The 21,393-nt window shown below is 73.5% G+C and carries 24 protein-coding genes, 1 tRNA gene and 1 pseudogene; 17 read left to right on the top strand and 9 right to left on the bottom strand.

The window, feature by feature from the left end:
• Nucleotides 1–94: 94 nt before the first annotated feature.
• Complete coding sequence (locus ACFW1I_RS07200; RefSeq protein ID WP_384666876.1) at nucleotides 95–469, bottom strand: hypothetical protein; 375 nt, start codon at nucleotides 467–469, stop codon at nucleotides 95–97.
• A gap of 120 nt (nucleotides 470–589) precedes the next feature.
• Here ACFW1I_RS07200 and ACFW1I_RS07195 point away from each other — a divergent pair, with 120 nt between their 5' ends.
• The 5 genes from ACFW1I_RS07195 to ACFW1I_RS07175 all read left to right on the top strand — a co-directional run bounded on the left by ACFW1I_RS07195 (nucleotide 590) and on the right by ACFW1I_RS07175 (nucleotide 6,041).
• Nucleotides 590–1,279 (top strand): helix-turn-helix transcriptional regulator, encoded by a 690-nt coding sequence (locus ACFW1I_RS07195; RefSeq protein WP_384666874.1) that lies wholly within the window; start codon nucleotides 590–592, stop codon nucleotides 1,277–1,279.
• A 32-nt stretch (nucleotides 1,280–1,311) separates the two neighbouring features.
• Nucleotides 1,312–1,800: a DUF3291 domain-containing protein gene (locus ACFW1I_RS07190; RefSeq protein ID WP_384666872.1), complete on the top strand. Its 489-nt coding sequence runs from the start codon at nucleotides 1,312–1,314 to the stop codon at nucleotides 1,798–1,800.
• A 72-nt stretch (nucleotides 1,801–1,872) separates the two neighbouring features.
• Nucleotides 1,873–3,360 carry a hypothetical protein gene (locus ACFW1I_RS07185; RefSeq protein ID WP_384666869.1) on the top strand — a complete coding sequence of 496 codons (1,488 nt, stop codon included), beginning with the start codon at nucleotides 1,873–1,875 and terminating at the stop codon, nucleotides 3,358–3,360.
• Nucleotides 3,361–3,687: 327 nt separating this feature from the next.
• Nucleotides 3,688–5,673, top strand: coding sequence for an MFS transporter (locus ACFW1I_RS07180; RefSeq protein ID WP_384666867.1), 1,986 nt, complete (start codon nucleotides 3,688–3,690; stop codon nucleotides 5,671–5,673).
• Between the two features lie 116 nt (nucleotides 5,674–5,789).
• Nucleotides 5,790–6,041 carry a hypothetical protein gene (locus ACFW1I_RS07175; protein WP_384666864.1) on the top strand — a complete coding sequence of 84 codons (252 nt, stop codon included), beginning with the start codon at nucleotides 5,790–5,792 and terminating at the stop codon, nucleotides 6,039–6,041.
• Here ACFW1I_RS07175 and sigJ read toward each other — a convergent pair.
• Nucleotides 6,019–6,954: an RNA polymerase sigma factor SigJ gene (gene sigJ / locus ACFW1I_RS07170; RefSeq protein WP_384666861.1), complete on the bottom strand. Its 936-nt coding sequence runs from the start codon at nucleotides 6,952–6,954 to the stop codon at nucleotides 6,019–6,021. The two genes, ACFW1I_RS07175 and sigJ, sit on opposite strands and share 23 nt — an antisense overlap.
• A 213-nt stretch (nucleotides 6,955–7,167) precedes the next feature.
• On the opposite strand from sigJ, the gene wrbA reads away from it, so the two are divergent.
• The 4 genes from wrbA (at nucleotide 7,168) to ACFW1I_RS07150 (ending at nucleotide 9,550) form a co-directional block, all read left to right on the top strand.
• Entirely contained in the window at nucleotides 7,168–7,776 is a 609-nt protein-coding gene (gene wrbA / locus ACFW1I_RS07165; RefSeq protein ID WP_384666859.1) for an NAD(P)H:quinone oxidoreductase, read from the top strand.
• A 63-nt stretch (nucleotides 7,777–7,839) separates the two neighbouring features.
• Nucleotides 7,840–8,286, top strand: coding sequence for a YybH family protein (locus ACFW1I_RS07160; protein WP_384666857.1), 447 nt, complete (start codon nucleotides 7,840–7,842; stop codon nucleotides 8,284–8,286).
• A 44-nt stretch (nucleotides 8,287–8,330) separates the two neighbouring features.
• Nucleotides 8,331–8,801 (top strand): hypothetical protein, encoded by a 471-nt coding sequence (locus tag ACFW1I_RS07155; RefSeq protein ID WP_384666855.1) that lies wholly within the window; start codon nucleotides 8,331–8,333, stop codon nucleotides 8,799–8,801.
• 161 nt (nucleotides 8,802–8,962) lie between these two features.
• On the top strand, nucleotides 8,963–9,550 hold the full coding sequence (locus ACFW1I_RS07150; protein ID WP_384666852.1) for a hypothetical protein: 588 nt from the start codon (nucleotides 8,963–8,965) through the stop codon (nucleotides 9,548–9,550).
• A gap of 59 nt (nucleotides 9,551–9,609) precedes the next feature.
• Here the strand turns inward: ACFW1I_RS07150 and ACFW1I_RS07145 are convergent, their stop codons facing one another.
• On the bottom strand, nucleotides 9,610–10,647 hold the full coding sequence (locus tag ACFW1I_RS07145; protein WP_384666850.1) for a winged helix-turn-helix domain-containing protein: 1,038 nt from the start codon (nucleotides 10,645–10,647) through the stop codon (nucleotides 9,610–9,612).
• A 131-nt stretch (nucleotides 10,648–10,778) separates the two neighbouring features.
• On the opposite strand from ACFW1I_RS07145, the gene ACFW1I_RS07140 reads away from it, so the two are divergent.
• Together ACFW1I_RS07140 and ACFW1I_RS07135 are read left to right on the top strand one after the other, a co-directional pair.
• Complete coding sequence (locus ACFW1I_RS07140) at nucleotides 10,779–11,747, top strand: hypothetical protein (RefSeq protein WP_384666848.1); 969 nt, start codon at nucleotides 10,779–10,781, stop codon at nucleotides 11,745–11,747.
• Between the two features lie 42 nt (nucleotides 11,748–11,789).
• On the top strand, nucleotides 11,790–12,347 hold the full coding sequence (locus ACFW1I_RS07135; protein WP_384666847.1) for a GNAT family N-acetyltransferase: 558 nt from the start codon (nucleotides 11,790–11,792) through the stop codon (nucleotides 12,345–12,347).
• Nucleotides 12,348–12,359: 12 nt separating this feature from the next.
• Here ACFW1I_RS07135 and ACFW1I_RS07130 read toward each other — a convergent pair whose 3' ends face one another.
• Entirely contained in the window at nucleotides 12,360–12,845 is a 486-nt protein-coding gene (locus tag ACFW1I_RS07130; protein ID WP_384666844.1) for an SRPBCC family protein, read from the bottom strand.
• A 146-nt stretch (nucleotides 12,846–12,991) separates the two neighbouring features.
• Here ACFW1I_RS07130 and ACFW1I_RS07125 point away from each other — a divergent pair.
• Together ACFW1I_RS07125 and ACFW1I_RS07120 are read left to right on the top strand one after the other, a co-directional pair.
• A tRNA-Trp gene (locus tag ACFW1I_RS07125) sits at nucleotides 12,992–13,066 on the top strand.
• 160 nt (nucleotides 13,067–13,226) lie between these two features.
• The gene (locus ACFW1I_RS07120; protein WP_384666841.1) at nucleotides 13,227–13,904 is read left to right on the top strand and encodes an HAD family hydrolase; all 678 of its coding nucleotides are present in this window, start codon (nucleotides 13,227–13,229) and stop codon (nucleotides 13,902–13,904) included.
• Here ACFW1I_RS07120 and ACFW1I_RS07115 read toward each other — a convergent pair.
• Both ACFW1I_RS07115 and ACFW1I_RS07110 read right to left on the bottom strand, forming a co-directional pair.
• Nucleotides 13,860–14,603: a hypothetical protein gene (locus ACFW1I_RS07115; RefSeq protein ID WP_384666838.1), complete on the bottom strand. Its 744-nt coding sequence runs from the start codon at nucleotides 14,601–14,603 to the stop codon at nucleotides 13,860–13,862. The two genes, ACFW1I_RS07120 and ACFW1I_RS07115, sit on opposite strands and share 45 nt — an antisense overlap.
• A gap of 111 nt (nucleotides 14,604–14,714) precedes the next feature.
• A complete protein-coding gene (locus ACFW1I_RS07110; protein WP_384666835.1) occupies nucleotides 14,715–14,906 on the bottom strand; it encodes a hypothetical protein in 192 nt (63 codons plus the stop codon).
• A gap of 118 nt (nucleotides 14,907–15,024) precedes the next feature.
• On the opposite strand from ACFW1I_RS07110, the pseudogene ACFW1I_RS07105 reads away from it, so the two are divergent.
• Nucleotides 15,025–15,383, top strand: a pseudogene (locus tag ACFW1I_RS07105) (class I SAM-dependent methyltransferase); the annotation flags it as partial.
• 215 nt (nucleotides 15,384–15,598) lie between these two features.
• On the opposite strand, the gene ACFW1I_RS07100 reads toward ACFW1I_RS07105, so the two are convergent.
• Nucleotides 15,599–16,690, bottom strand: coding sequence for a serine hydrolase domain-containing protein (locus ACFW1I_RS07100; protein WP_384666832.1), 1,092 nt, complete (start codon nucleotides 16,688–16,690; stop codon nucleotides 15,599–15,601).
• Nucleotides 16,691–16,785: 95 nt separating this feature from the next.
• On the opposite strand from ACFW1I_RS07100, the gene ACFW1I_RS07095 reads away from it, so the two are divergent.
• Nucleotides 16,786–17,562, top strand: a complete 777-nt coding sequence (locus ACFW1I_RS07095; RefSeq protein WP_384666830.1) for a MerR family transcriptional regulator — start codon at nucleotides 16,786–16,788, stop codon at nucleotides 17,560–17,562.
• 66 nt (nucleotides 17,563–17,628) lie between these two features.
• Here ACFW1I_RS07095 and ACFW1I_RS07090 read toward each other — a convergent pair whose 3' ends face one another.
• Together ACFW1I_RS07090 and ACFW1I_RS07085 are read right to left on the bottom strand one after the other, a co-directional pair.
• A complete protein-coding gene (locus ACFW1I_RS07090) occupies nucleotides 17,629–19,656 on the bottom strand; it encodes a hypothetical protein (RefSeq protein ID WP_384666828.1) in 2,028 nt (675 codons plus the stop codon).
• A gap of 76 nt (nucleotides 19,657–19,732) precedes the next feature.
• Nucleotides 19,733–20,191, bottom strand: a complete 459-nt coding sequence (locus ACFW1I_RS07085) for an Lrp/AsnC family transcriptional regulator (RefSeq protein WP_384666826.1) — start codon at nucleotides 20,189–20,191, stop codon at nucleotides 19,733–19,735.
• A 62-nt stretch (nucleotides 20,192–20,253) separates the two neighbouring features.
• Between ACFW1I_RS07085 and ACFW1I_RS07080 the strand changes: the two genes are divergently transcribed.
• On the top strand, nucleotides 20,254–21,003 hold the full coding sequence (locus ACFW1I_RS07080) for an AzlC family ABC transporter permease (RefSeq protein WP_384666824.1): 750 nt from the start codon (nucleotides 20,254–20,256) through the stop codon (nucleotides 21,001–21,003).
• Nucleotides 20,996–21,322, top strand: a complete 327-nt coding sequence (locus ACFW1I_RS07075; RefSeq protein WP_384666822.1) for a branched-chain amino acid transporter permease — start codon at nucleotides 20,996–20,998, stop codon at nucleotides 21,320–21,322. Before ACFW1I_RS07080 ends, ACFW1I_RS07075 begins: the two co-directional genes overlap by 8 nt.
• Nucleotides 21,323–21,393 lie beyond the last annotated feature (71 nt).

Below are 21,393 nucleotides of genomic sequence, written 5' to 3'. Positions count from 1 at the left end.
CCCGCGCCCCCGACGAACCCCTTCCCGCCGGGCACGCCGAAGCCTCCGCGGCCGGAACCGTACCCCGAGCCCGGGACCCGGACGCCGGGCGCGGTCAGCCGACCAGCGTCTCGAAACCGGCATCGCCGCAGTACGCCGTGACGTGGACCTCGGACTCGGAGTCACCCTGCTTGACCGCCAGCGAGGTCGCCTCGGGCAAGGTGCGGCCTCCCGTGACGTGCTCGTCCCGGAGGGCGCGTGCCGCGGTGAAGACGCTCTCGGCGGCCGGGCCGATCTTCCTGTACGCCGGGCTGTCCGGCGTCTTCGCGCCCTCGGCGCGGGACGCGTCCTGCCATCTGCCCAGCTCCTGGCAGTACAGCTTCCGCAGTTCGGTCAACCGCTGCCCGTTGCCCCCGTCGTCGGACGAGGAACACCCCGTCGTGATCGCCACCAGGGCGAGGACGGGAACGACGAATCTGCGCACGCGCACGCTGTGCCCCCCGGCTGTGGGTCCCTCCGCCGGTCACGGAGGTCTGGGAAACCCGGCAGCAGGCTACCGCCACCCTCCCGGCTTTCTATGTCCTATCCGCGTTGTCACTAGAATGCCTGGATGAAGGACATCGATGCGATCGTGGTGCTGCAGGACCCGGTGCGCCGCCGCCTCTACGAGTACGTGGTCGCGCAGGGCCGCGAGGTGGGCCGCAACGAGGCCGCCGAGGGGGTCGGGGTGGGGCGGACGCTCGCCGCGCACCATCTGGACCGGCTGACCGAGGCCGGGCTGCTGGAGAGCGGCAGCCGCCGCCTCTCGGGGCGTTCGGGGCCGGGGGCCGGCCGCCCCGCCAAGGTGTACACGCGGGCGCGGGGCGAGCGGTCGGTGTCGCTGCCCGGCCGCGACTACCGCACCGCCGCCGAACTGCTCGCCGAGGCCGCCGAACAGGCCGGCCTCGACGTCGGGCTCAACGCGGCCGCGCGCCGCCGGGGCGAGGCCCTGCGCGGCTCGGACGGGCCCTGCGTGGGGCTTGCGGAAGCCATGGCGGTGCTGGCCGAGCGGGGCTACGAACCGCACCTCGAAGCCGCCGAACCGGCCGACGAGGGAGCCGGCGAGGCCGAGGCCGTCATCCGTATGCGCAACTGCCCCTTCCACGCCCTCGCCGAACGCTTTCCGCCGCTCGTCTGCGGCATGAACCTCGCGCTCCTCGAAGGGCTGATCGGCGCCGACGGCCCCGTCCGCGCGCGCATGGACGCCCGGCCGGGGGAGTGCTGCGTGGTGATCGAGGCTTCTAAAAACAATCAAGATTGACATAGAAAAGCGGGGCGTGCTGGGATGGGGCCATGACCGCACCCCTGTCCGCCGCGCCCGCCGTCCACCTCGCCCAACTCAACGTGGCCACCCTCCTCCACCCCCTCGACGACCCGCGCATCGCGCCGTTCGTCGAGATGCTCGACCCGGTCAACGCCGCCGCCGACCGTGCGCCCGGCTTCGTGTGGCGACTGGTGGAGGACGGGACGGACGACGCCACCGGGCTGCGCCCCGCGGGCGAGAACGTCATCGTCAACCTCTCCGTGTGGGAGTCCCAGGAGGCGCTGTGGGACTTCACCTACCGCAGCGGGCACCTGGAGGTGATGCGGCGGCGCCGCGACTGGTTCGCGCGGCACGTCACGGCGCACCTGGTGCTCTGGTGGGTGCCCGCCGGACACGTCCCGACCGTCCACGAGGCCCTGGAGCGGCTGGCCGACCTGCGGGAGCACGGGCCCTCCCCGCGCGCCTTCACCTTCGCCTCCTCGTACGCCGCCGCCGAGGCCGCCCCGCAGGGCCACTAGGTCGCGGACGCCAACGGGTCCCGGGGCGGGGAGCGCGGGCCGGGCGGTGACGCCGTCTGGGAGCATCGCGGCATGACCACTCCTCCTTCTCCCGCGTCCGAGGCGCCGCGCTCGCCCGGGCGTTCCGCGTCCGCCATGACCGTGCTGGCGGCGCTGCTGGACCGTTCGGTGGAGCGGATGGCGGAGGCCGCGGCGGACGTCCGCCTGTTCGACCGGGAAGCGATTCGCGTCGCGGCGGATGTGTGGGACAACAACCTGTTCCCGCTGTTCCGGGCCGCGAGCGCGCCGAGCGCCGGGGAACGCGAGCGCCGGGCGGCGGCCGTACTGGAGTGGATGGCCGGTCTCGGCGAGCGGCGACGCGCATGGATGGCCGAGCAGGCCGCCGTCGCCGGGTACGACGTCGAGGCGCTCCTACCGCCACCGGCCGAACGGCACGCGCCGGGCCGGGACTTCCGCGGGCACGTCATGGCACCGCAAGGCCGGCTCACGCGGGAGAACGTGGAGGAGCTGGCCGCCGACTACGACCTGACGACCGCGACCGTGCGCCACCTCCGGGTGGAGCGGGCCGGCAGTCGGCTGACCGCCTTCCTGCAGGTGGTCGTCGACCGGGGGTTCGCCGTCGAAGAGCCCGCGCCGCCCGCCCTGTTGAACATGTGGCTGGACGGCGTCACGCAAGCCGACTTCGTCCCCTCCGGCACGGGTGGAACCGCTCTGGACGCCGGATCGCGCGGGATCGAGGTGTCCCTGGGCGGCAGCGGGCGGCTCCGCGCGGCCGGGGGCGAGTACCACCCGGACGACCGGTCATGGCACCTGTCGGCCGCCGGGCGGCGCGCGGACGCGGCCACGCCTCCTCGCACCGGCCCGTCGGATCGGCCCCCTCAGCCGCCGGGCGGAGACCTGGGACCCGACGCGCACGCCGCCGCCACGCTCCTTCGCGACGCGATGTGGGAGCTGCGGTCCGTGCGCTACCCCGAGCACGCGGACCGCGTCCCCGTGCTCGCGCTCTGCCGGACCTTCTCAGGGGCGGGCGAAGCGATCCTCGCCGCCGGCGCGCAGGCCGACGCCCGCACCCGCGAGGCGGCCTTCCGCGACGTGATCCGGGGGTGGGCCGCCCAGGGCGGCCCGCGCGCCGCCCGCTGGTGCGCCCACGTCCTCAGGGAGCGGGCAGGGCGAACGGACCTCATCGAGACGCCGAGGACCGCCGACCGGACGCCGCCCTCCCTCGCCGACGGCTCGCCCGAGTCCCGTACGCCCGCACGGGCCGCGCTCGTCATGGCCTCCTGGACGGCGGCGCACACCGACCACCGGCTGGAACGCCCGGCTTCCGCGCAGCTCCAACTCGCCCTGCCGCCGCGCCCCGGGGCGACGACGCCGGGGCACTGGCGGCTGCGCACGGTCGGCTGCGTCGAGCCGGACGCCTTCCGCCTCCGTGCCGCCGCGTTCAAGGGCGCCGGCCCGCTCCTCCAGGCGGGCACGCCGACCGCGGCCCGCAGTCTCGATCTGCACCAGGGAGCCCTGTACGTCGCCACCCGGGACGGCTGGAGCGCGTCCGTGAGCTGATCGGCGTGCGCACCACCGCGGCAGCGACCGCGCGGTCGGTACCGGCCGCAGCCGTCGCGGCGCCCCGGCCCGTCGTCGTTCCGGGGGCTCGCGTCACAGCGGCATGCGGTGTCAACACCCCCGGCTGGTGGGGAGGTTGGCGCCGTGCGGTACGTTCTGGAATTCTGTTCTAGCTTGAGATCGCCGCATCCATCCGGGGGAAACACCACACATGGGCCGTGACGCACTCCGCTCGGCGCAACCGCGCGCCTCCGCCCCGCACGCCTCCGCCCCGCACGCCGCACCCGGCGGCCCGGGCGACCGGCACCGAAAGGGCTGACCTCCACCGTGGAACAGCTGACGGGGGAGGACCCCGCGCACATCGGCCCGTACCGCCTGATCGCCCGCCTCGGCGCGGGCGGGATGGGCCTCGTCTACCTGGGCCGCTCCGACCTCGGACGCACCGTCGCCGTCAAGGTCGTCCAGGCCGAACACGCCCAGCACGCGGAGTTCCGCCGCCGGTTCGCCCGCGAGGTGGCCGCGGCCCGGAGGGTCGGCGGCGCCTGGACCGCCGACGTCCTGGACGCCGACACCGACGCCGCCGTGCCGTGGGTGGCGACCCAGTACATCCCCGGGCCCGACCTGACCACCGTCGTGGCCCAGGACTTCGGGCCGCTGCCCGAGCACTCGGTCCGCACCCTCGCCAACCGCCTGGCCCTCGCCCTCCAGGCCGTGCACGAGGCGGGCCTGATCCACCGGGACCTCAAGCCGTCCAACGTCCTGGTCACCGTCGACGGCCCCCGCGTCATCGACTTCGGGATCGCCCGGGCGATGGACGGCCTGGCCGGCGACAGCCTCCACACCCGCACCGGCATGCTGATCGGCTCGCCCGGCTTCATGTCGCCCGAGCAGGTGCGCGGCCTCGAACTCACGCCCGCGTCCGACGTGTTCTGCCTCGGCGCGCTCCTCGTCTACGCCGCCACCGGACGGCTCCTCTTCGGCGCCACCGACACCGGCCTGAACGCCCACCTCTTCCGCGTCGCAGAGGAGGAGGCGGACCTGACCGGCGTACCGGACGCGCTCGTCGACCTCGTCCGCGCATGCCTCGACAAGGACCCGGCCAAACGGCCCACCCCGCACGAGGTGGCCGCGCGCACGGCGACCGACCGGGCGGGGGAGTGGCTGCCGGGGGCCGTACTCGCCCAGCTCGGCCGCCGCGCCGCACATCTGCTGGACTATGCTCCCGCCCCCGCCCCCGCGGACGCCGGGGTCGCCGCGCCGCAGGATCCCCGCGTCCCGCCCGCCAGATCGCCGGTCCCCGCGTCGCCCGCTTACGTCCCGACCGCCCCGGCCCGCTCCGGCGCCGCCCCCGGCTTCGGTGCGCCCCTGCCTCCGTCACCCGGAGCCTGGGGGGCACCCACGTCCCCGGCCGGCCTCCCCGGAGCGGAGGCCCCGCAGCCGCGGCGCTGGTGGGGGCTGGTGGCGCTCGCGTTCGCCCAGGCGGTCGCCCTCTTCGACGCGGCGTTCTCCAACACGGCCATGATGGTGGCGGGCGCCGACGTGGACCTGGGGCTTCCTGGCGACGGCTGGAAGGTGTCGTCCACCGTCTACCTGGACGTGATGCCCCTCGCCTATGTACTGGCCTTCGTCGGGGTGCTGCTGTTCGGCGCCGGGATCGCGGACCTGATGGGCCGCAAGCGGATGCTGGTGATCGGCCTGGTCGGCTTCGCGGCGGCCGCCGCGCTCGGCGGCACGGCGCCCTCCTCCGGCGTCTGGATCACGGCCCGCGCCCTGCAGGGCGCCTTCGCCGCACTGGTCTCGTCGTCCGCGCCGGCCCTGGTGTCCGCCTCCTTCACGGACCTCCAGGAGCGCCGCAGGGCGTTCGGGATCTACGTCGCGATCGTGGGCGTCGGCGGCCCGGTGCTCGGCCTGTCGGCGGCCTGGTGGCTCCCCATGAGCCTGGACTGGCGTGTCTGCCTGTTCGCCGGGATCCCCTTCGCCGTGGCCGCCGCGATCGCGACGGCGGCCCTGGTGCCCGACCGTCCCGGCCGGATCGGCCTCCGCTTCGACGGGCCGGGTGTGCTGCTCGGCGCCGCCGGAGTCGCCGGCGTCAGCGGGGCGGTACCGCACTTCACCGGCCAGGTCGTCCTGCTCCCGACCGCCGTCCTCCTGCTCGCGGCCTACGCCTGGTGGCAGACCAGAACGGTGGGCGCCCTCGCCGCGCCGCCCGGCACCCGAGCCCAGGCGCCCGTCGCGTACCTCCTGGCGACGGCTCTCACCGGCGTCGGCGTCACCGTCCTGCTCACGGCCGCGGGATACATCCACTCCTCCTAGGCACTGACCGGCGAGCCATGTGATCCTCTCCGTCGTCCTCGGCCTCGGCCTCGCGCACCGGATGGTCCGGAGGAGGAATCCCTGGAACCGGCCCCCCCGCCCCTTACGATCACGCCATGCCGATGACCTCCCCGATACCCGTCCTCCGCGGCGCCGGTGATGCCGTCCTCCGCTCCGACGGTGATGCGCTTCTGCTGAGCCGGCCGGACGAGGAGACGCGGATCCCGCTGCGGGCCGTCCGTCGGGTCCGCACCGAGGGCGGCACGGTCGTCGTGGAGCTCACCGCCCCGGAAGGGGACACCAAAGACGACCGCCCAGTCCCGTCAGCGGCGGGCCGAGTCCTCGTCAGGCCGACTTCCAGGGCCTGAGCTTCTCGGGGTTGAGCACGGCCCAGATGTGCCGGATCCGGCCGTCCGCGATGTCGAAGGCGTACACCGACACGACGGCGCCGTCCACGTGGGCCGCCAGGCCGGGCTGGCCGTTGACCGTGCACTCCCGGACCGTGAGCCGGCCGGGGAGGGTCCGGTCGGCGAAGAAGCGGGCGACGGGCTCGGCGCCCTCGATCGGGTGGAGCGTGGCCGTGACGAGTCCGCCGCCGTCACCGACGGCGACGGCACCGGGGTCGAGCAGGCCGATGAGGGCGGGGATGTCCTTCGCCTCCCACGCCCGCTTGAACGCCTTGACGACGCCGGCCCGTTGGGCCGCCGGTGACAGGGGTGCCCGTGAGGCGTCGACGCGGCGGCGGGCCGAGGCCGCCAGCTGGCGGCAGGCCGCCGGGGTGCGGCCGACGATGTCGGCCACCTCGGAGAACGGATAGCGGAAGACGTCGTGGAGCACGAACGCCACCCGCTCCGCCGGGGTCATCGCCTCCAGGACGACGAGGAAGGCCATGCTGACCGACTCGTCGAGCGTGACCCGATCGGCCGGGTCGGCCGTGCTGTCGTCCGTCGCGCCGGTCGGCCACTCGGCACGCGCGGGCAGCGGCTCGGGCACCCATTCCCCCACGTAGCGCTCCCGCCTGGCCCGTGCCGAGCGCAGCACGTCGAGGCAGATGCGGCCGGCGACCTTGGTCAGCCAGCCGCCGGGGGACGCCACCGACTCCCGCTGCCGCGGGGACATCGCGTACCAGCGGGCGTACGTCTCCTGCACGATGTCCTCGGCCTCGGCCAGGGAGCCCAGCATCCGGTACGCGAGGTTGATCAGCCGGCGGCGCTCGGCGGCGAGGGCGCTTGCCGCCGAGTCCGCTCGGTCGTCCTGCAGCGCGGTCGAACGGTACGTCATGGTCCTGAGGCTCCTCGGTCGGGTCTTCCTTCACCGTCATGACGCGGCAGCGCCCCGAAACGTGACCTCGCCGACCCGCCTGCCTCGATCCGCCGCCCCACCTCACATGTCGCCGCCCCACCTCGCATTCCGCCGGGCCGCCTCACATTCCGCCGGGCCGTCTCGTCGTACCCGGCAAAGGAACGCGACGGAAGCAGACGGAGGTAGAACGGCATGGAGCCCGTGAACGTCGCAGTCATCTACTACAGCACCAGCGGCAACGTGCACGCCCTGGCGAGAGCCGTCGCCGAGGGCGCGCAGAAGGCCGGGGCCCACGTCCGGCTCCGCAAGGTCGCCGAGACCGCCCCGGCCGAGGTGATCGACGCCCACCCGGCCTGGGCCCGTCACCACCGGGACACCGCCGAGGTCGCCGAGGCCGGGCACGGCGACCTGGAGTGGGCGGACGCGGTGCTGTTCGGCACCCCGACCCGGTTCGGCAACCCCGCGGCCCAGTTGCGGCAGTTCATCGACGGAACGGGGCCCCTGTGGTTCGCGGGCAAGCTCGCGGACAAGGTGTACTCGTCCTTCACCGCCTCCAACAGCGCCCACGGCGGGCAGGAATCGACCCTCCTGGCCCTCGGCAACACCTTCTACCACTGGGGCGGCCTCATCGTGCCGCCCGGCTACACGGACCCGATCCAGTTCACGTCGGGCAACCCCTACGGCACTTCGGCCGTGGTCGGCGACGCGGAGCCCGGCGAGGTGAGCCTGGAGGCCGCCCGCCACCAGGCCCGCCGGGTCGTCGGCGTCGCCGCCGCGCTCAAGGCCGGACGCGCCGCCTGAAGCCGGCCCTCTCGGCCCTCCCGGCCCTCCCCCTCCAGCACACCACCAACGAAGGAGTACGCGATGACCACCACCCACGAGTCCGAGCTCCGGGCGCTCCTGGCGAGCCGCGCCGACGCCCAGCAGACCAAGGACATCGACCGGCTCATGTCCTTCTACGCCGCCGACGCCGTCTACTACGACGTCGTCCCCCCGCTGAGGTTCACCGGCACCGACGAGATCCGCCGCAACTTCCTGCGGTGGTTCGACGGGTACGTCGGCCCCATCAGCCTGGAGACGCACGACCTCACTCTCGTGACCAGCGGGGACACCGCCTTCGCGCACATGCTCCACCGCGACTCGGGGGAGCGGAAGGGCGGTCTCCAGGCCTCGATATGGGTGCGGGAGAGCGTCTGCCTCCGGCGGACGGACGGAGCGTGGGCGATCACGCACGAGCACATCTCGATCCCCATCGACCCGGCCACCATGTCGGTCTGGCTCCCGTCCGACAAGGACCAGCAGCTCGCCTGACCCCCGATCGCCTACGGAATTCCTTCACACCGAGGAGCATGATCATGGCCACCAAGGGGACGCGGCTCGCCGCCCTGTCACTCGCCGCGGTCGCGGCCGGCATGTGGGCGGTCGAGGGAGCGGCCGCCGGGACCACGAAGAAGCCCGAGGTCATCGAACTCAAGGTGCGGAACGAGCAGTACACCGCCGTCGATCTCGGCCCCGCCGGGCCGAGCCTGGGCGACATGGACGTGTACTCCGGCACCGCCGTCGAGGACGGCCGGAGCGTCGGACGCGGGGGCGGACACTGCCAGGTCGTCCACACGAAGGGCGAGAGGACGACCTCGCAGTGCCTGATCACGATGGAGGTCGAGGAGGGCTCCTTGACGATGCAGTCGCTGTGGACGAAGGGAGCGGTCTCCCTCGACATGGCCGTCACCGGCGGCACGGGCGTCTACCGCGACGCGCGGGGCATCGCCCGCTTCTGGGACATCGCGACGCCGGACGAGCGGGTGCGGATCGAGATCCTGCGCTGAGAACGCCGAGGCCCTGCCGCACGGTTCGGCAGGGCCTCGACCCCGATCGCGACCGGGGGAGCCCGGCCAGGGCCCGCCCGGCCGATCATGCGACCGCGCCGCACCTGGACCGCCTTGATCGGTTAAGACGGCTCTCATGTGAGGCGCCTAGCGTGCGTCGCATGGAAACGAAGACGACCGAGAAGACCGACGGGACGGCAGCGCGCCCGGACGCCGACACCGTCGAGGACACCGCCGTCGCCGACGGCGCCGACCTGCTGGACGAGTCCCTGGAGGGGTCCCTGGAGGGGTCCCTGGACGAGCCGCGGGACGAGGAGGACGACGAGGAGGACGTACGGGACGAGGCCGGGGGCGAGGACTCCGGGCTGGAGACGGGCGGGGTCGGCGCCGCCGCCGCTGCCGTCGTGTCCGTCGCCCTCTCCGTCGTCGCCCTCACCGGCACCTGGACCGGCAAGGTCGTCGCCGAGCGCGAGACGCTGATCGGCCAGATCAAGACCTCCGGCAGCGGCACCCCCGCCCAGCAGATCAGCGAGATCTACGGCGACGCCTGGCACAGCACCGCCCTGGTCAACGGCGTCTTCGCCCTCCTCGCCGTGGTCGTCGCCGGACTCGTCCTGACCCTGCCCCGGCGCTCCGCCCGGGTCCGCGCGGTCGCCGTCGCGGGTGCCGTCCTGGGCGGCCTCGGGCTGCTCCTGTCGGTCGGCACCTACTTCGACCTCTTCCTGAGCCTCCCCACCGCCGGCTCCTGAGGCCCGCCCGGCGGGGCCCGGCCGGGGGTGCCGGGCTCCGCCTCACGCGGGACCACCCCTCAGTCCGCCACCCCCGCCAGCACCGCGTGCCCGAGGGGCGTGAGGCTGTGCAGCACCGCCGTCCCCGTGCGGACCGTGTCGACCAGGCCCGCGCCCCGCAGGACCGCCGCGTGCTGGCTGGCCGCCGCGAGGGACACGGAGGCGCGGTCCGCGAGGGCCGACGTGGTGGCCGGTGAGCGCAGCAGGGCGAGGATCCGGGCCCGGGTGCGGCCGAGCAACGCCGCCAGGGCCTCCGGCCGTTCACCGGAGGGCGCCGCGTCGCCGGAGTCGTACAGCGGGTAGACGAGCACCGTCGCCGCCTCGGGGCGGTACATCACCATCGGGCCTGTCGCGAACCACGAGGGGACGAGCAGCAGACCCCGCCCGCACAGCGGGATGTCGTACGTCGACGCCGACGGCAGGTGCAGCGTCGGCGTCTGCCACCGCCAGGTCGTGCCGAGCGTGGTCAGCAGCGCGTCGACACCACCGCGCAGCAGCATCTCCGACCGCAGCGCGCGATCGGCGAGGGCGTCGCGGCGGATCCGCGGCCACAGCGGTTCCACCGACGACGCGAAGGAGCGGCGGATGTCGTCCAGCAGGGCGCGGGCCGCGGCCGGCGACCCCTGCGCGAGCTCGTGCGCCCACCGTCCCGGCCGGGCCAGACCGCCGTTCCAGCCGGAGACCTCCGGGATCCCGAGATCCAGCGCCAGGCGCTCCACCGGCGTCGACGCGGCCGCCCCGAGCCCGTCGGCGAAGTCGGGGACCGCCGGCTGCATCAGGAAGTCCGGTACGAAGCCGTCGTCGGCGAGCAACTCGGCGAGCACACCCGCCCGGGCCACCGCACCGCCCGGCAGGGAACGGTGCCACGCGCGGGCGGCGGCCCGCGGACGGTCCGACAGCCCGGCACCCCGGCCCGGACCGCCGCGCGCGCCCGGACGCGGACCCGGACCCGTCCGCAGCGCCGCTCGCACGCTCAGCACGGTCTCCGACAGCGCGTCGACCGTCGGAGCGAGCGTGATCCGGCACAGATCGGCTGCCGTGAAGTGAAGACGGATCATGCCGACCGATTATCCGCCCTGCGGACCCTTTCACCCAGGGGTGAAAGGCAGTGCGCTCCGCACGCGGGCGCGGCACGCTCCTGTCGACCGCCCCTCGCCCCTGCGCCGACTACCCGCCGGAGGTCGCACCGATGCGCCGCATCCCCGCCCGCACAGCCTGCCTCACCGCCACCCTCCTCCTCACGACCCTCGCCGGAGCGCCCGCCCCCGCCGGCGCCCGCGAACTGCCCGACACGTACGTCGTCTCGCACGAAGCCGGCGTGCTGCCCGAAGGGATCACGATCACCCCGGACGGCACGATGTACGTCTCCTCCGACGGTCTCGGCACCCTCTACCGGGGCCATGTCGGCGACCCCGACCTGAAGCCGTTCCCGGCGCGCGGCTTGGCGGACCGCCCCAGCACCCTCGGCGTGCACACCGACCGGCGGGGCCGCGTCCTCTCCGTGGGAGGCGCCACCCTGACCGTCCACGACCGCCACGGACGCCTCCTCGCCACGCGCACCGCCCAGGCCGGACCGCTCGGCGCGCCCCGCCTCAACGACCTGACCGTGACGAAGGACGCCGTGTACGTCACCGACTGGGCCAACCCGGTCATCCACCGGGCGGAACTCCGGGGCAAGACGCTCGGCCCCCTCGAACCCTGGCTCGACATCCGCGCCGCCTTCCCCCAGTTCCCGCCCCAGTACTGGCTGTTGAACGGCATCGTGGCCGACGGGACCGGCAGCACCCTCCTCGTGGCGTCCAACGGCACCGAGGCCGTCTGGCGCGTCTCCACCGCCGACAAGGACGTCAGCCGGCTCGACCTCGGCGACCAGTCCTTCGGCGCCGACGGCATGGTGCTGCGCGACCGGACGCTGTACGCCGTCCTCAACTACGGCGCCCCGCACGGTGTCTACATCGCCCGGCTCGACGAGGACCTGCGTACGGGCACGGTGACCCACCGCCTCACCGACGAACCCTTCGACCTGCCCACCACCCTGGCACGGCACGGCTGCCGCCTCTACGTGGTCGACAGCCAGCTCGACGAGCCGCCGGGCCGGCCCCCGTACACCGTCACCGCAATCGACGACCCGACCTGCGGGACGACCCCGGCGCCGTAAAACCGATCGACACCCCGGCCCCGGACACGTTGGCTGGACCGCATGACAGAACTGCGCACGGAACGCCTGCTGCTCCGCCGATGGCGCCGGTCCGACCTCGCACCGTGGGCGGCCATGAACGCCGATCCCGAAGTCCGCGCCCACCTCGGCGACCCGCTCACCCGCCGGCAGAGCGACGCCGTCGCGGCCCGCATGCGGGCCGAGTTCGAGGAGCGGGGCTTCGGCTGGTGGGCCCTGGAAGTGCGGGCGACCGGCGCGTTCGTCGGCCGCGTCGGACTGGACGTGGTCGGCGACGACATGCCCTTCACGGGCGTGGACATCGGCTGGCGCCTCACCCGCTCGGCATGGGGACACGGGTACGCCACCGAGGCCGCCCGGGCCTGCCTGGCCTTCGGCTTCGACGTCCTCGGACTGCCGGAGGTGCTGGCGTCGACGACCGTCGGCAACGTCCGCTCCCAGGCCGTGATGCGCAGGCTCGGCATGACCCGGGACCCGGCCGACGACTTCGAGGACCCGAGCGTCCCCGAAGGCCCGCTGCGCCGCTGCGTGTTGTACCGGACGTCGGCCGGCCCGCGCACCGCCGACGGTGACCACCGGTGAGGACCTCGGCCCTCAGAGCCCGGCGGTCGCCGTCCGCGCGATGCGGTCCAGGGTGGTGCGCATCCCGGCCCTGTTGACCTCCGCCCGCCGGGCGGGGTTGGTTCCGGCGAACAGCACTCCGAGGAACTCGGCGATCCGGGCGCGGTACCCCTCGGTCCGCAGGTCCTGCCAGAACTCGGTGACCCGTGTACCCGAGCCCTCCGGCGCGAAGCGGTAGCCCCAGCGTGCGATCGGCAGCCCCAAGGCGCTGATGTCGAAGACGAACTCGCTGTCCGTGCGCGCCTGGGTCACCCGTCCGAACGTCGGCCAGACGAACAGCCCGCGCCGGTTGAAACCGACGAACCGGGAACCGGCACGCGCCGGAGGCCGCAGCACCCACACGGACCGGCACTCCGGGCTCCACCGCCCCATGTTCCGCAGGTCCGACACCAACCCGTAGACGACCGAAGGCGGCGCGTCGACCACCACGCTCTCCTCAAGGCTCCACTGCCGGTCCATGGTCCGCTCCCCTCGTCCCCGGCGACACCGTCGCCCACTTCCTACTCGCGCGTACGCTAGTGGGTGCGGTGACCACCTGTCCCCCAATCTCCGCCGCCCGTCCGGAAGTCGTCGCAGGGCGTTCTCTCGTAGGATGCCTGGCGGGCGGGGCCGTAGCGCAGAGGTCGACGCGCGCGGTCTCCACCATCGCGAGGACGCCGGTTCGAATCCGGTCGGCTCCGTCCGTCCTCCGCGAGGCGCACGTCCGGCACGGGACGGGCCTGTGGCAGGCTCGGTCGCGTGGACCGCGTGTTCTGGGACCTCATGTGGGACGACGCCGCCGCACCGGGTGGCGCGTACGGCCCCGGGCACGCGCCTTCCCGCAGCGAAGAGGAGAGGGACTTGACCGAGACCTGCGTCATTCTCGACATCGGCGGCGTGCTGGAGATCACGCCGGACACGGGATGGGTGCAACGGTGGGAGGAGCGGCTGGAGTTGCCGCGCGGCTCCGTGCACGCACGGATGCACGACATATGGCGGGCCGGGAGCATCGGCAGCATCGGCGAACGGGACGTGCACGCGGAAGTGGCGTCCCGTCTGGGGCTCGACGCCCCGCAGACCGACGCCTTCATGGCCGACCTCTGGACGGAGTACCTGGGGACCCCGAACGACGAACTCATCGCCTACGTCCGAGGCCTGCGCGGCAGCTGCAGGCTGGGCATCCTGAGCAACAGCTTCGTCGGCGCACGCGAACGGGAGACGACGCTCTACCACTTCGACGAACTGGTCGAGCAGATCGTCTACTCGCACGAGATCGGCATCGAGAAGCCCGACCCGCGCGCCTTCGACGCCGTCTGCGCGGCCTTGGACGTACGTCCGGAGCACTGCCTCTTCATCGACGACGCCGCGGTCAACGTCGAGGCCGCACGGGCGACCGGCATGCGGGCGCACCTCTTCGAGGACAACGCCCGCACCATCGAACGCATCGCGGCCCACCTCGACGCCGGCGCCTCCACCCCGGCCGGGCCGAACCCCTCAGACCGAACCCGAGCCGGATGGCCTCTGCCGGGGAGGGCCTGACCGTACCTCGTGCTCCGGTGCCGGCTGCCCGGGGTTCTTCGTGAAGAGCAGCCACGCGTTCAGGGCGGCGTGGAGCTCGATCACGTCCGCCCGGTCCAGGACCTCGCCCATCGTGCCGACGCGCAGCCGTACGCCCTGGCCCGTCACGGTCCACCCGACGGGAAGCCGCCGCGACGGCGTGAGGGGCGAGCCGTGCGCCAGGGTGCGCAGCATCGCGGCGACGCGCGGCGGGATCCCGTGCGGGCGGGGCACGGGCGCGCCGGCGACGCGCTCGGGCCGGGAGGGCAGCCCGCGCGCGGTCCGGAAGGCCGTGATGGCCGCTTCGAGCGACTGGGGCGTGCTGGGCGCCGCGTCGACGAACGCGTGGATCAGCTCACGATGGCGCACCAGGGGCCGGGGCGGGTGCTCCCGCACGTCCACGCGCACCACCGACGGCGGGATGAGCGTCCGGTCGTACCCCTTCCGCGTGTACGAGGCGTGCTGCAGGCGCAGGTCGGCGATGGGGCGGGCCAGCGGGTTCTCGCCCCGGAAGTCCGGGAGGGACGTCGTCAGCGCGACCGACGGCACGGGCGGGGAGACCCGCGGCAGTTTCCCGTAGAGGCCCTGGGCCCGGTGCAGGACGCCGCTCTCGGTCACCAGGACCGTCACCTGCCGGGTGAGGGTGTCGTTGCCCAGCCGGAAGCCCACAGTCAGCGTCACTTCTGTCCCCTTTCCGCCGTGACTGCCACGCTAGCGAGTGGTGCGGGCGGCGGGGAGCTGATTCGCCACCTTCCTGCCCCCGTCGGTGAACGACGGCCCGCGGCCTTGGTGTCAGTCGACGCGGAGGGCCGGCGCGCAGGCGTCGTCGTCGTGACCGGACTGCCGCTCCGGGTCGGCGAGGACGGTGCCGATCAGGACCCGGGGCGCCGGGGGCCTGCGCGGGGTGTCAGGTGGGCGAGGGCGCCCGCGCGGAGCCGGCGGTGTTCCTGCGGGGCGCGGTCGACGGCCGCTGGTGAGGATCACCGCTTCAGTCTGCCGGGGGTGCGGAGGCCGGGTGTTCCGTACACCGGGTGACGCCCGGTCTGCGGTGCGTCGAGGACGGACTCTCCGGCGGCCACGCCCCGGACGGTAGTCTCACGCGATGCGAGACACCTCCGTCGCGCGGTTCTACGACGAACTGGCCGACGACTACCACCTCATCTACGCGGACTGGGACGCGAGCCTCCACCGGCAGGGGCGAGCCCTGGACGCGCTCGTCGGCGCGGACCGGGCGGCGGCCGTGCTCGACTGTTCCTGCGGTATCGGCACGCAGGCCATCGGCCTGGCGCTGCGCGGCCACCTCGTCACCGGCACGGACCTCAGCCCCCGCGCCGCCGCCCGAGCGGCCCGCGAGGCTGCCCGGCGGGCGTGGACCTGCGTAACGCCGCCGCCGACATGCGCCGACTCCCTTTCGTGGAAGGCCGGTTCGACGTGGTCGTCTGCGCGGACAACGCGAGGCCGACGCGGCCGGGGAGATCGACTGGGACATCTCGGTCGACACCACCATCGTGCGGGCACGTCGCCACGCCGCCGGAGCCCGGACCGAAGCACCGCCGACGGTGTCTGCGCTGCCGGGGCATCCGGCTACGGCACACGCGGTCACGTCTTCCTCGGCACCGCGACCGCCGCAACCCAACGCTCGCCATCGGCTCCGCACATGATCGGCCGGACAAGTCTCAGGCGAACACCGCCTTGACCAGGGTCTGCTTCACCTTCTCGAATGTCCTGGCCGTGGTGGGCAGGTCCATTTCGGCGCCCCCGGAGGTCACTGAGCCGGTCAGGGTCCTGGTGCCGTCGGGCGTGCTGTACATCAGCGCGCCCCAGCCCCAGAACCCTCCGTTGTGGTGGAGGACGGTGCCGCCGCCGTCCAGCTCCTCCACGAACACGCCCAGTCCGTAACCCATCGTGGGGTCCGCGGCGCGCATCTCGGCGAGCAGCTCGGACGGGATGAGCCTGCCGCTGTTCAGTGCGGAGAAGAAGGTGTGGAGGTCGCGGCTGGTCGAGATCATGTCGCCGGCGGCGGACACCCAGGAGGGGTTGAAGCGGGTGGTGTCGACCACCTTCCACTGTCCGGCGTCGTCGTAGCCGAAGTAGCCGTGGGCGTGCGGCTCGGGGATGTCCTCCCGGGCCTCCGGCAGCAGGGTGCCCGTCAGCCCGAGCGGGCCCAGGATCAGCCGGTGCGTCTCCTCGGGCAGCGAGCGGCCGGTGACCTGCTCGATCAGCAGCCTGGCCAGGACGTAGTTGGTGTTGGAGTAGCTCCATGCCGTCCCCGGCTCGAACCGCGCCGGCTTCGCCAACGCCCCCCGCACCAGCTCCTCCGGCCGGTAGGTCGCGTGCTGCAGGTCCACCCACTCCTTGCCCCATCCGGCGACCACACCGGGTTCGACCGATCCGTCCTGGGCGAACTCGCCGGTGAAGTTGAACAGTCCGCTGGTGTGCTGCAGGAGCATCCGTACGGTGATCCGCCGGTCGAGACCGAACTCGGGCACGTGGTCGGCCACCAGGTCCTCGAGGCCGAGCCGGCCCTCGGCCACCAGCTGCAGGACGACGGTCGCGACGAAGGTCTTGGTGACGCTGCCGACCCGGAAGTGCCCGTCGGTCGGCGGCTTCGCGGTCCGGCCCAGCTCGCTCACCCCGGCGCTGCCGACCCACTCGCCGCGTTCGTCGTTCACGCGCAGCTGCACGCCGGCGAAACCGGCGTCGACGATCTCCTGCACGGCCTTCCGCAGCTCGGGGCGGTCCTGCGCGGTGGTGTGCTGCTCACTCATGGTGATTCCTCATCTCGCGTCGGCGGGTGTGAGTCGAGCGTGGACCCTGACCCAAGGTCAAGGTCAAGGCGAGAGCGGAGCGCTAGGCTCGCCCCATGGCAGACGGGCTCACGATCGGTCAGGCGGCGGCTTTCGTCGGCATCACCGTCAAGACGGTGCGGCACTACCACCGGCTCGGCCTGGTCGCCGAACCGGAACGGGACCATTCCGGCTACCGGCGCTACGGTTCGGCCGACCTGCTGCGCCTCGTCCAGGTCCGGGCCCTGGCCGGGGCGGGCGTGCCGCTGGCCGAGATCGGCGAGCTGCTCGACGCGGAGCCCGAGCGGTTCGCCACCGCCCTGGACGACGTCCGCCGCCGGCTCACCGAACAGATCGAGGAGCTGACCGCCCGCCGCGACACCCTGCACCGGCTCGCCCACGGTGACCGCGCCCTGCTGCCCGACCGGGCCTGCGCGGTCCTGGAGCGACTCGCCGAGCTCGACTTCAGCCCCGACCACGTCACCACCCAGCGGGAGGCCATGGTGCTGTCGCGGGCGCTTGCTCCCGACGTCTTCGACCTCTTCCTGGCCAACCTCGAACACCGGCTCGACGACCCCGAGTTCGTCGAGCTGACCAAGCGCGGCTGGGAGGCGAGGTCCTGGGATCCCGACGACCCGCGCATCGAGGAGCTGGCCTCGGCGGTGGCCGCCAACCTGCTGGGCGTCCGCGCGCTGCTGACGCTGCCGGCCGAGCGACCGCCCGGGCCCGACGCGGCCTCCCGGTACGGCGTGGTCAACCACCACCGGGAGGACGAGGCACCGTCCATCGCGCGGCTGAACGGTCTGGTCGAGGGGCACCTGCGCGCGGCGGGCATCGACATCCCGCGGCAGTGACGGACCGCTGCGCACTCGATCGCCCGGACAGGGCCTGGACGCCGTGGTCGAGGCGGTCGCCGACCGTCACGGGCCCGCGGTCGTGGGCGAGTGCGAGCTCCGGCCCGCCAGATGGTCCTGGAGCTCCCGGTGGCGGAACTGGTAGGCGGCCCCCGCCGTGCGCAGTATTCCGGCCTGGTGGCACTCGTGCAGGAAGCGGCCGAGCCGCCACGGCAGAACGTCGCGCGCCAGGACGAGGAAGACCACGTACCGGAACCACAAGGAGTGGAGGACGAGCGGAGCGATGACGGTGAGGGGCGCGAGGATCAACCAGAGGCCGCGCCACCCCGCCGTGCCGTAACCCAGCAGGCCGAAGATCGCCAGGACGTCGCCGAGGAAGAGCGCGCAGCCGACCGCGTCGGCGCGCACCAAGGAGCGTGGCCCGTTGCGGCGTTCGTCGGGTGCGACGGCGACGCCCATGGCGCCGCCGACCATCAGCCCGAAGGCCGCCGCGAGCACCATCCACCCGGTCGGCGAACCCGTGCCCGGCGTCAACAGCCCGAGGAGTACGGGAGGGGCGGAGCCCAACGCGCACCCGAGCGCGAAGCGCCGCGGCCGCAGGAACATGCGGTCCTCGCCGTCCCACAGGTCCGGCTCGAACGCGAACAGGACGGCGAAGAACGGCAAGAAGGAGAGGGCGAGTTGGTCCCAGGAGGTGGCGGCCGCCCGGACCACCACTACGAGTTCGGCCACGGCGGCCCAGCCGAGACAGGCCGCTCGGACGGCACGCTTCGTGCGGTCCGCCCCGACCATGGGCCACAGTTCGGGCAGCACGAGGTCCGTCGCGGAGAGCGTCCGTCCTTCCGCCTGCCGGCCGTCACGGTTGCCGTCGAGGTACGTGGCGAGCACGGCCAGCCGGCTCCGGGCCGGGCCGTCGGGGTCGATCGCTTCATCGCTCCGCGCGGCCAGCGCCGCGGGGACGTAGAGGTCGAGGAGGTGCCGGCGGAGCGTCCCGGCTTCGGCGAGCGGGAGGAGGTCGGCGGGCTCGCGGCGATACCGGCCGTCCCCGGTCCGCTCCTGGTAGACCGCCGTCGCGAGCGACAGACGCCAGGGAGTCGCCAGCGCCTCGCGCAACCGGACCGCACCCGGCGCCTCCGCACCCTGCGCTCCCTGTGCTCCTTGTGGCGGGCCGGCCAGCGCGTCGAGCACCGGCCGCCAGCGGCTCAGCCCCGCCTCGGTGTCGGCCACGCTCGCGCGCAGGAACGCGCGGCTCTGCTCCGCGTCGACCGGCGCCAGCCGCACCACGGCCGCGGCCCGCAGATGCGCCTCCACGCCGACGAGGCCGTCGTAGAGGCCGCGGCGGCAGGTCAGGATCACGGCGGCGGGCTGCGTGCCGTGCTGCCAGTCGTTGAGGAGGCGCACCAGTCCGGCGGCGCGACTGGAGTACGGAGCGGTGCCCGGCGGGTCCAGCTCGTCGACGCCGTCGACGACGGGGAGCACGAGGCGTGACTCCACCAGCCGTCGAGCCGGCCCGCGGCCCACGCCGAACACGTTCACCACATGCCGGACGAGCCATTCCTCCAGGTCCTGGCCGGTCCACGAGGTGGCCGCCACGCGCAGGGCGACGGCCTGCCCGGGCTGCCTGTCCCGTGCGAGGTCGAGCACCATCGACAGCGCCGCCAGGGACTTCCCGGTCCCGGCGTCGTCCGTGACGTCGGCGCCGGTGATGACCATGCGCGGCGGCGAGAGCCGACGGTGCAGCGCGGTCAGGTCGCTCAGCCGGCCCTCGGCCGGTGCCCCGTCCACCTGGCCATGGACCAGCACGGTGTACGCGAGGTCGATGCGCCCGCCGGTACGCCCGTCCAGCCAGCGCACGTACTCGCCCTGCTCCCGTCGCACGACTTCGCCCGCCAGCCGCTCGGCGAGTTGTTCCGCGTCCAGCGGAGCGACCAGGGCGTAGACCAGCCCCGTCACGCCGGCCAGGGCCCCCACGACACTGGCGACGGGGTCCGCGACGTCCCAGCCGCCCCGGAAGCCCAGCACCAGCAGCCACACCGCGACCGCGCCCGCCGCCGACCACAGCAGGCGACGCCGCATCATTCGCCGCACCCCCATGTCCGGAGATCCTGCCGATCGGAGACGTCCGGCGCCACCCCACAACTCGGCCTTCGGGAAATGGACTTGGTTCCGGTCAGCCGACGGACTTGATCGTCTTCATCGTGAGGTGGGAGGTGAAGCGCAGGACACCGGGAAGCCCGCTCAGCTTGTTGGTGAGGAAGGCCTCGCACGCGGCGTGGTCGGCGACCGCGGCGCGGATGAAGTAGTCGGGGCGCCCGTACATCCGGCGGAACTCGATGACCTCCTCGTAGGAGGCGACGGCCTTCTCGAACTCCTCGAAGCTCTTGCGGTCGTTGGCGTAGATCTCCACGTCGACGAGGACTTCGAGGCCGCGGCCGACGGCGGCCGGGTCGACGACGGCCCGGTAGCCGGTGATGACGCCCGCCTCCTCCAGTCGCCTGACGCGGCGCAGGCACGGCGGCGGCGTGAGGCCGACCCGTTTGGCGAGTTCGACGTTGGTCAGACGTCCGTCCTCCCGCAGATGAAACAAAATGTCGCGGTCGATCGCGTCAAGTGCCACTTCATTGCTCATATCAAGAGCATAGCGCCATGATGCGCAACCATATTAAGGGACATCTTTTCTAAAATGTCTTCATGCGAACACGTTCCGCCGCTCCCGTGGTCTCCCGTCTCCCGTACGCCGAACCGCCCGCACGGGTCCCTTCCTCCGCGGCCCCGGCGTTCAGGGACTCCCTCGCGGTGGGACTGGGTTTCGTGCCGCTGGGGCTCGCCTTCGGGGCGCTCGTCGTCCAGTCGGGTCTGGACTGGTGGTGGGCCTCGCTGTCCGCGGCGGTGGCCTTCGGCGGCTCGTTCGAGTTCCTGCTGATCGGTCTCGTCGTCGCCGTGGCCCCGCTCGCCTCGGTCGCGGCCGCCGCGTTCCTGGTGAACGTCCGGCACGTCTTCTACGCGCTGTCGTTCCCCCTGCACCGGGTGCCCGGCCGGCTCGGCAAGGCCTACGCCACGTTCGCGCTGTGCGACGAGGCGTACGCGCTGGCCTCCACCGAGCGGGCACGCACGTGGCCCGGCCCGCAGATCCTGTGGACGCAGCTCTACCTGCACCTGTACTGGGCGGGCAGCGCCACCGTCGGCGCCCTGCTCGGCGCGCTCGTCCCCGAGAACGTCACGGGACTCGACTTCGCCCTGACGGCGCTCTTCACCGTGCTCGCCCTGGACGCCGCACGCCAACTGCGCGGCGACCTCGCCACCCCGCTGCTCGCCCTGTCGAGCGCCCTCGTGGCCCGCGCCCTCGCCCCCGGGCAGATGCTGCCGGTCGCGTTCGCCCTGTTCACCGCCGGCCTGCTGGTCCGGCACCGGATGACCACCAGGAGGCCGAACCGTGCCTGACACCCCGTACGCGATCGCCGCGGTCCTCGTCACCGCCGCCGTCACCTGGACACTCCGCGCGCTGCCCTTCGCCGCCCTGGCCCCGCTGCGGGCGAGCGGCACGGTGCGGTACCTCAGCACGCGCATGCCGGCCGGCGTGATGATCATTCTGCTCGTCTACTGCCTGCACGACCTGCCGGTCACCGAGGTCCGCGCCGCCGCGCCGCTCACGGCGCTGGCCGTCACCGTCGGCCTGCACCTGTGGCGCCACCACGCCCTGCTCAGCATCGTCGGCGGCACCGCCGTCCACGTCCTGATGACCAGCACGCTCTTCGGCTGAGCGGCACACAGGGAAGGACCCGGCGCCCGGGACCCCGACGAGACGCACGTCAACCCCCTCGCGGGCCTCGT

The sequence above is a fragment of the Streptomyces sp. NPDC058955 genome (assembly GCF_042741435.1).
Lineage (GTDB): Bacteria > Actinomycetota > Actinomycetes > Streptomycetales > Streptomycetaceae > Streptomyces.
The sequence above is the reverse complement of the archived record's forward strand: the minus strand, read 5'-3'. Positions and strand labels throughout refer to the sequence as shown.

Bases quoted from the DNA above. Each gene is read 5' to 3' on its own strand.
- ACFW1I_RS07195 (WP_384666874.1), top strand. From the start codon at position 590: ATGAAGGACATCGATGCGATCGTGGTGCTGCAGGACCCGGTGCGCCGC.
- ACFW1I_RS07190 (WP_384666872.1), top strand. From the start codon at position 1,312: ATGACCGCACCCCTGTCCGCCGCGCCCGCCGTCCACCTCGCCCAACTC.
- ACFW1I_RS07185 (WP_384666869.1), top strand. From the start codon at position 1,873: ATGACCACTCCTCCTTCTCCCGCGTCCGAGGCGCCGCGCTCGCCCGGG.
- ACFW1I_RS07175 (WP_384666864.1), top strand. From the start codon at position 5,790: ATGCCGATGACCTCCCCGATACCCGTCCTCCGCGGCGCCGGTGATGCC.
- sigJ (WP_384666861.1), bottom strand. From the start codon at position 6,954: ATGACGTACCGTTCGACCGCGCTGCAGGACGACCGAGCGGACTCGGCG.
- wrbA (WP_384666859.1), top strand. From the start codon at position 7,168: ATGGAGCCCGTGAACGTCGCAGTCATCTACTACAGCACCAGCGGCAAC.
- ACFW1I_RS07160 (WP_384666857.1), top strand. From the start codon at position 7,840: ATGACCACCACCCACGAGTCCGAGCTCCGGGCGCTCCTGGCGAGCCGC.
- ACFW1I_RS07155 (WP_384666855.1), top strand. From the start codon at position 8,331: ATGGCCACCAAGGGGACGCGGCTCGCCGCCCTGTCACTCGCCGCGGTC.
- ACFW1I_RS07150 (WP_384666852.1), top strand. From the start codon at position 8,963: ATGGAAACGAAGACGACCGAGAAGACCGACGGGACGGCAGCGCGCCCG.
- ACFW1I_RS07145 (WP_384666850.1), bottom strand. From the start codon at position 10,647: ATGATCCGTCTTCACTTCACGGCAGCCGATCTGTGCCGGATCACGCTC.
- ACFW1I_RS07140 (WP_384666848.1), top strand. From the start codon at position 10,779: ATGCGCCGCATCCCCGCCCGCACAGCCTGCCTCACCGCCACCCTCCTC.
- ACFW1I_RS07135 (WP_384666847.1), top strand. From the start codon at position 11,790: ATGACAGAACTGCGCACGGAACGCCTGCTGCTCCGCCGATGGCGCCGG.
- ACFW1I_RS07130 (WP_384666844.1), bottom strand. From the start codon at position 12,845: ATGGACCGGCAGTGGAGCCTTGAGGAGAGCGTGGTGGTCGACGCGCCG.
- ACFW1I_RS07100 (WP_384666832.1), bottom strand. From the start codon at position 16,690: ATGAGTGAGCAGCACACCACCGCGCAGGACCGCCCCGAGCTGCGGAAG.
- ACFW1I_RS07095 (WP_384666830.1), top strand. From the start codon at position 16,786: ATGGCAGACGGGCTCACGATCGGTCAGGCGGCGGCTTTCGTCGGCATC.
- ACFW1I_RS07090 (WP_384666828.1), bottom strand. From the start codon at position 19,656: ATGGGGGTGCGGCGAATGATGCGGCGTCGCCTGCTGTGGTCGGCGGCG.
- ACFW1I_RS07085 (WP_384666826.1), bottom strand. From the start codon at position 20,191: ATGAGCAATGAAGTGGCACTTGACGCGATCGACCGCGACATTTTGTTT.
- ACFW1I_RS07080 (WP_384666824.1), top strand. From the start codon at position 20,254: ATGCGAACACGTTCCGCCGCTCCCGTGGTCTCCCGTCTCCCGTACGCC.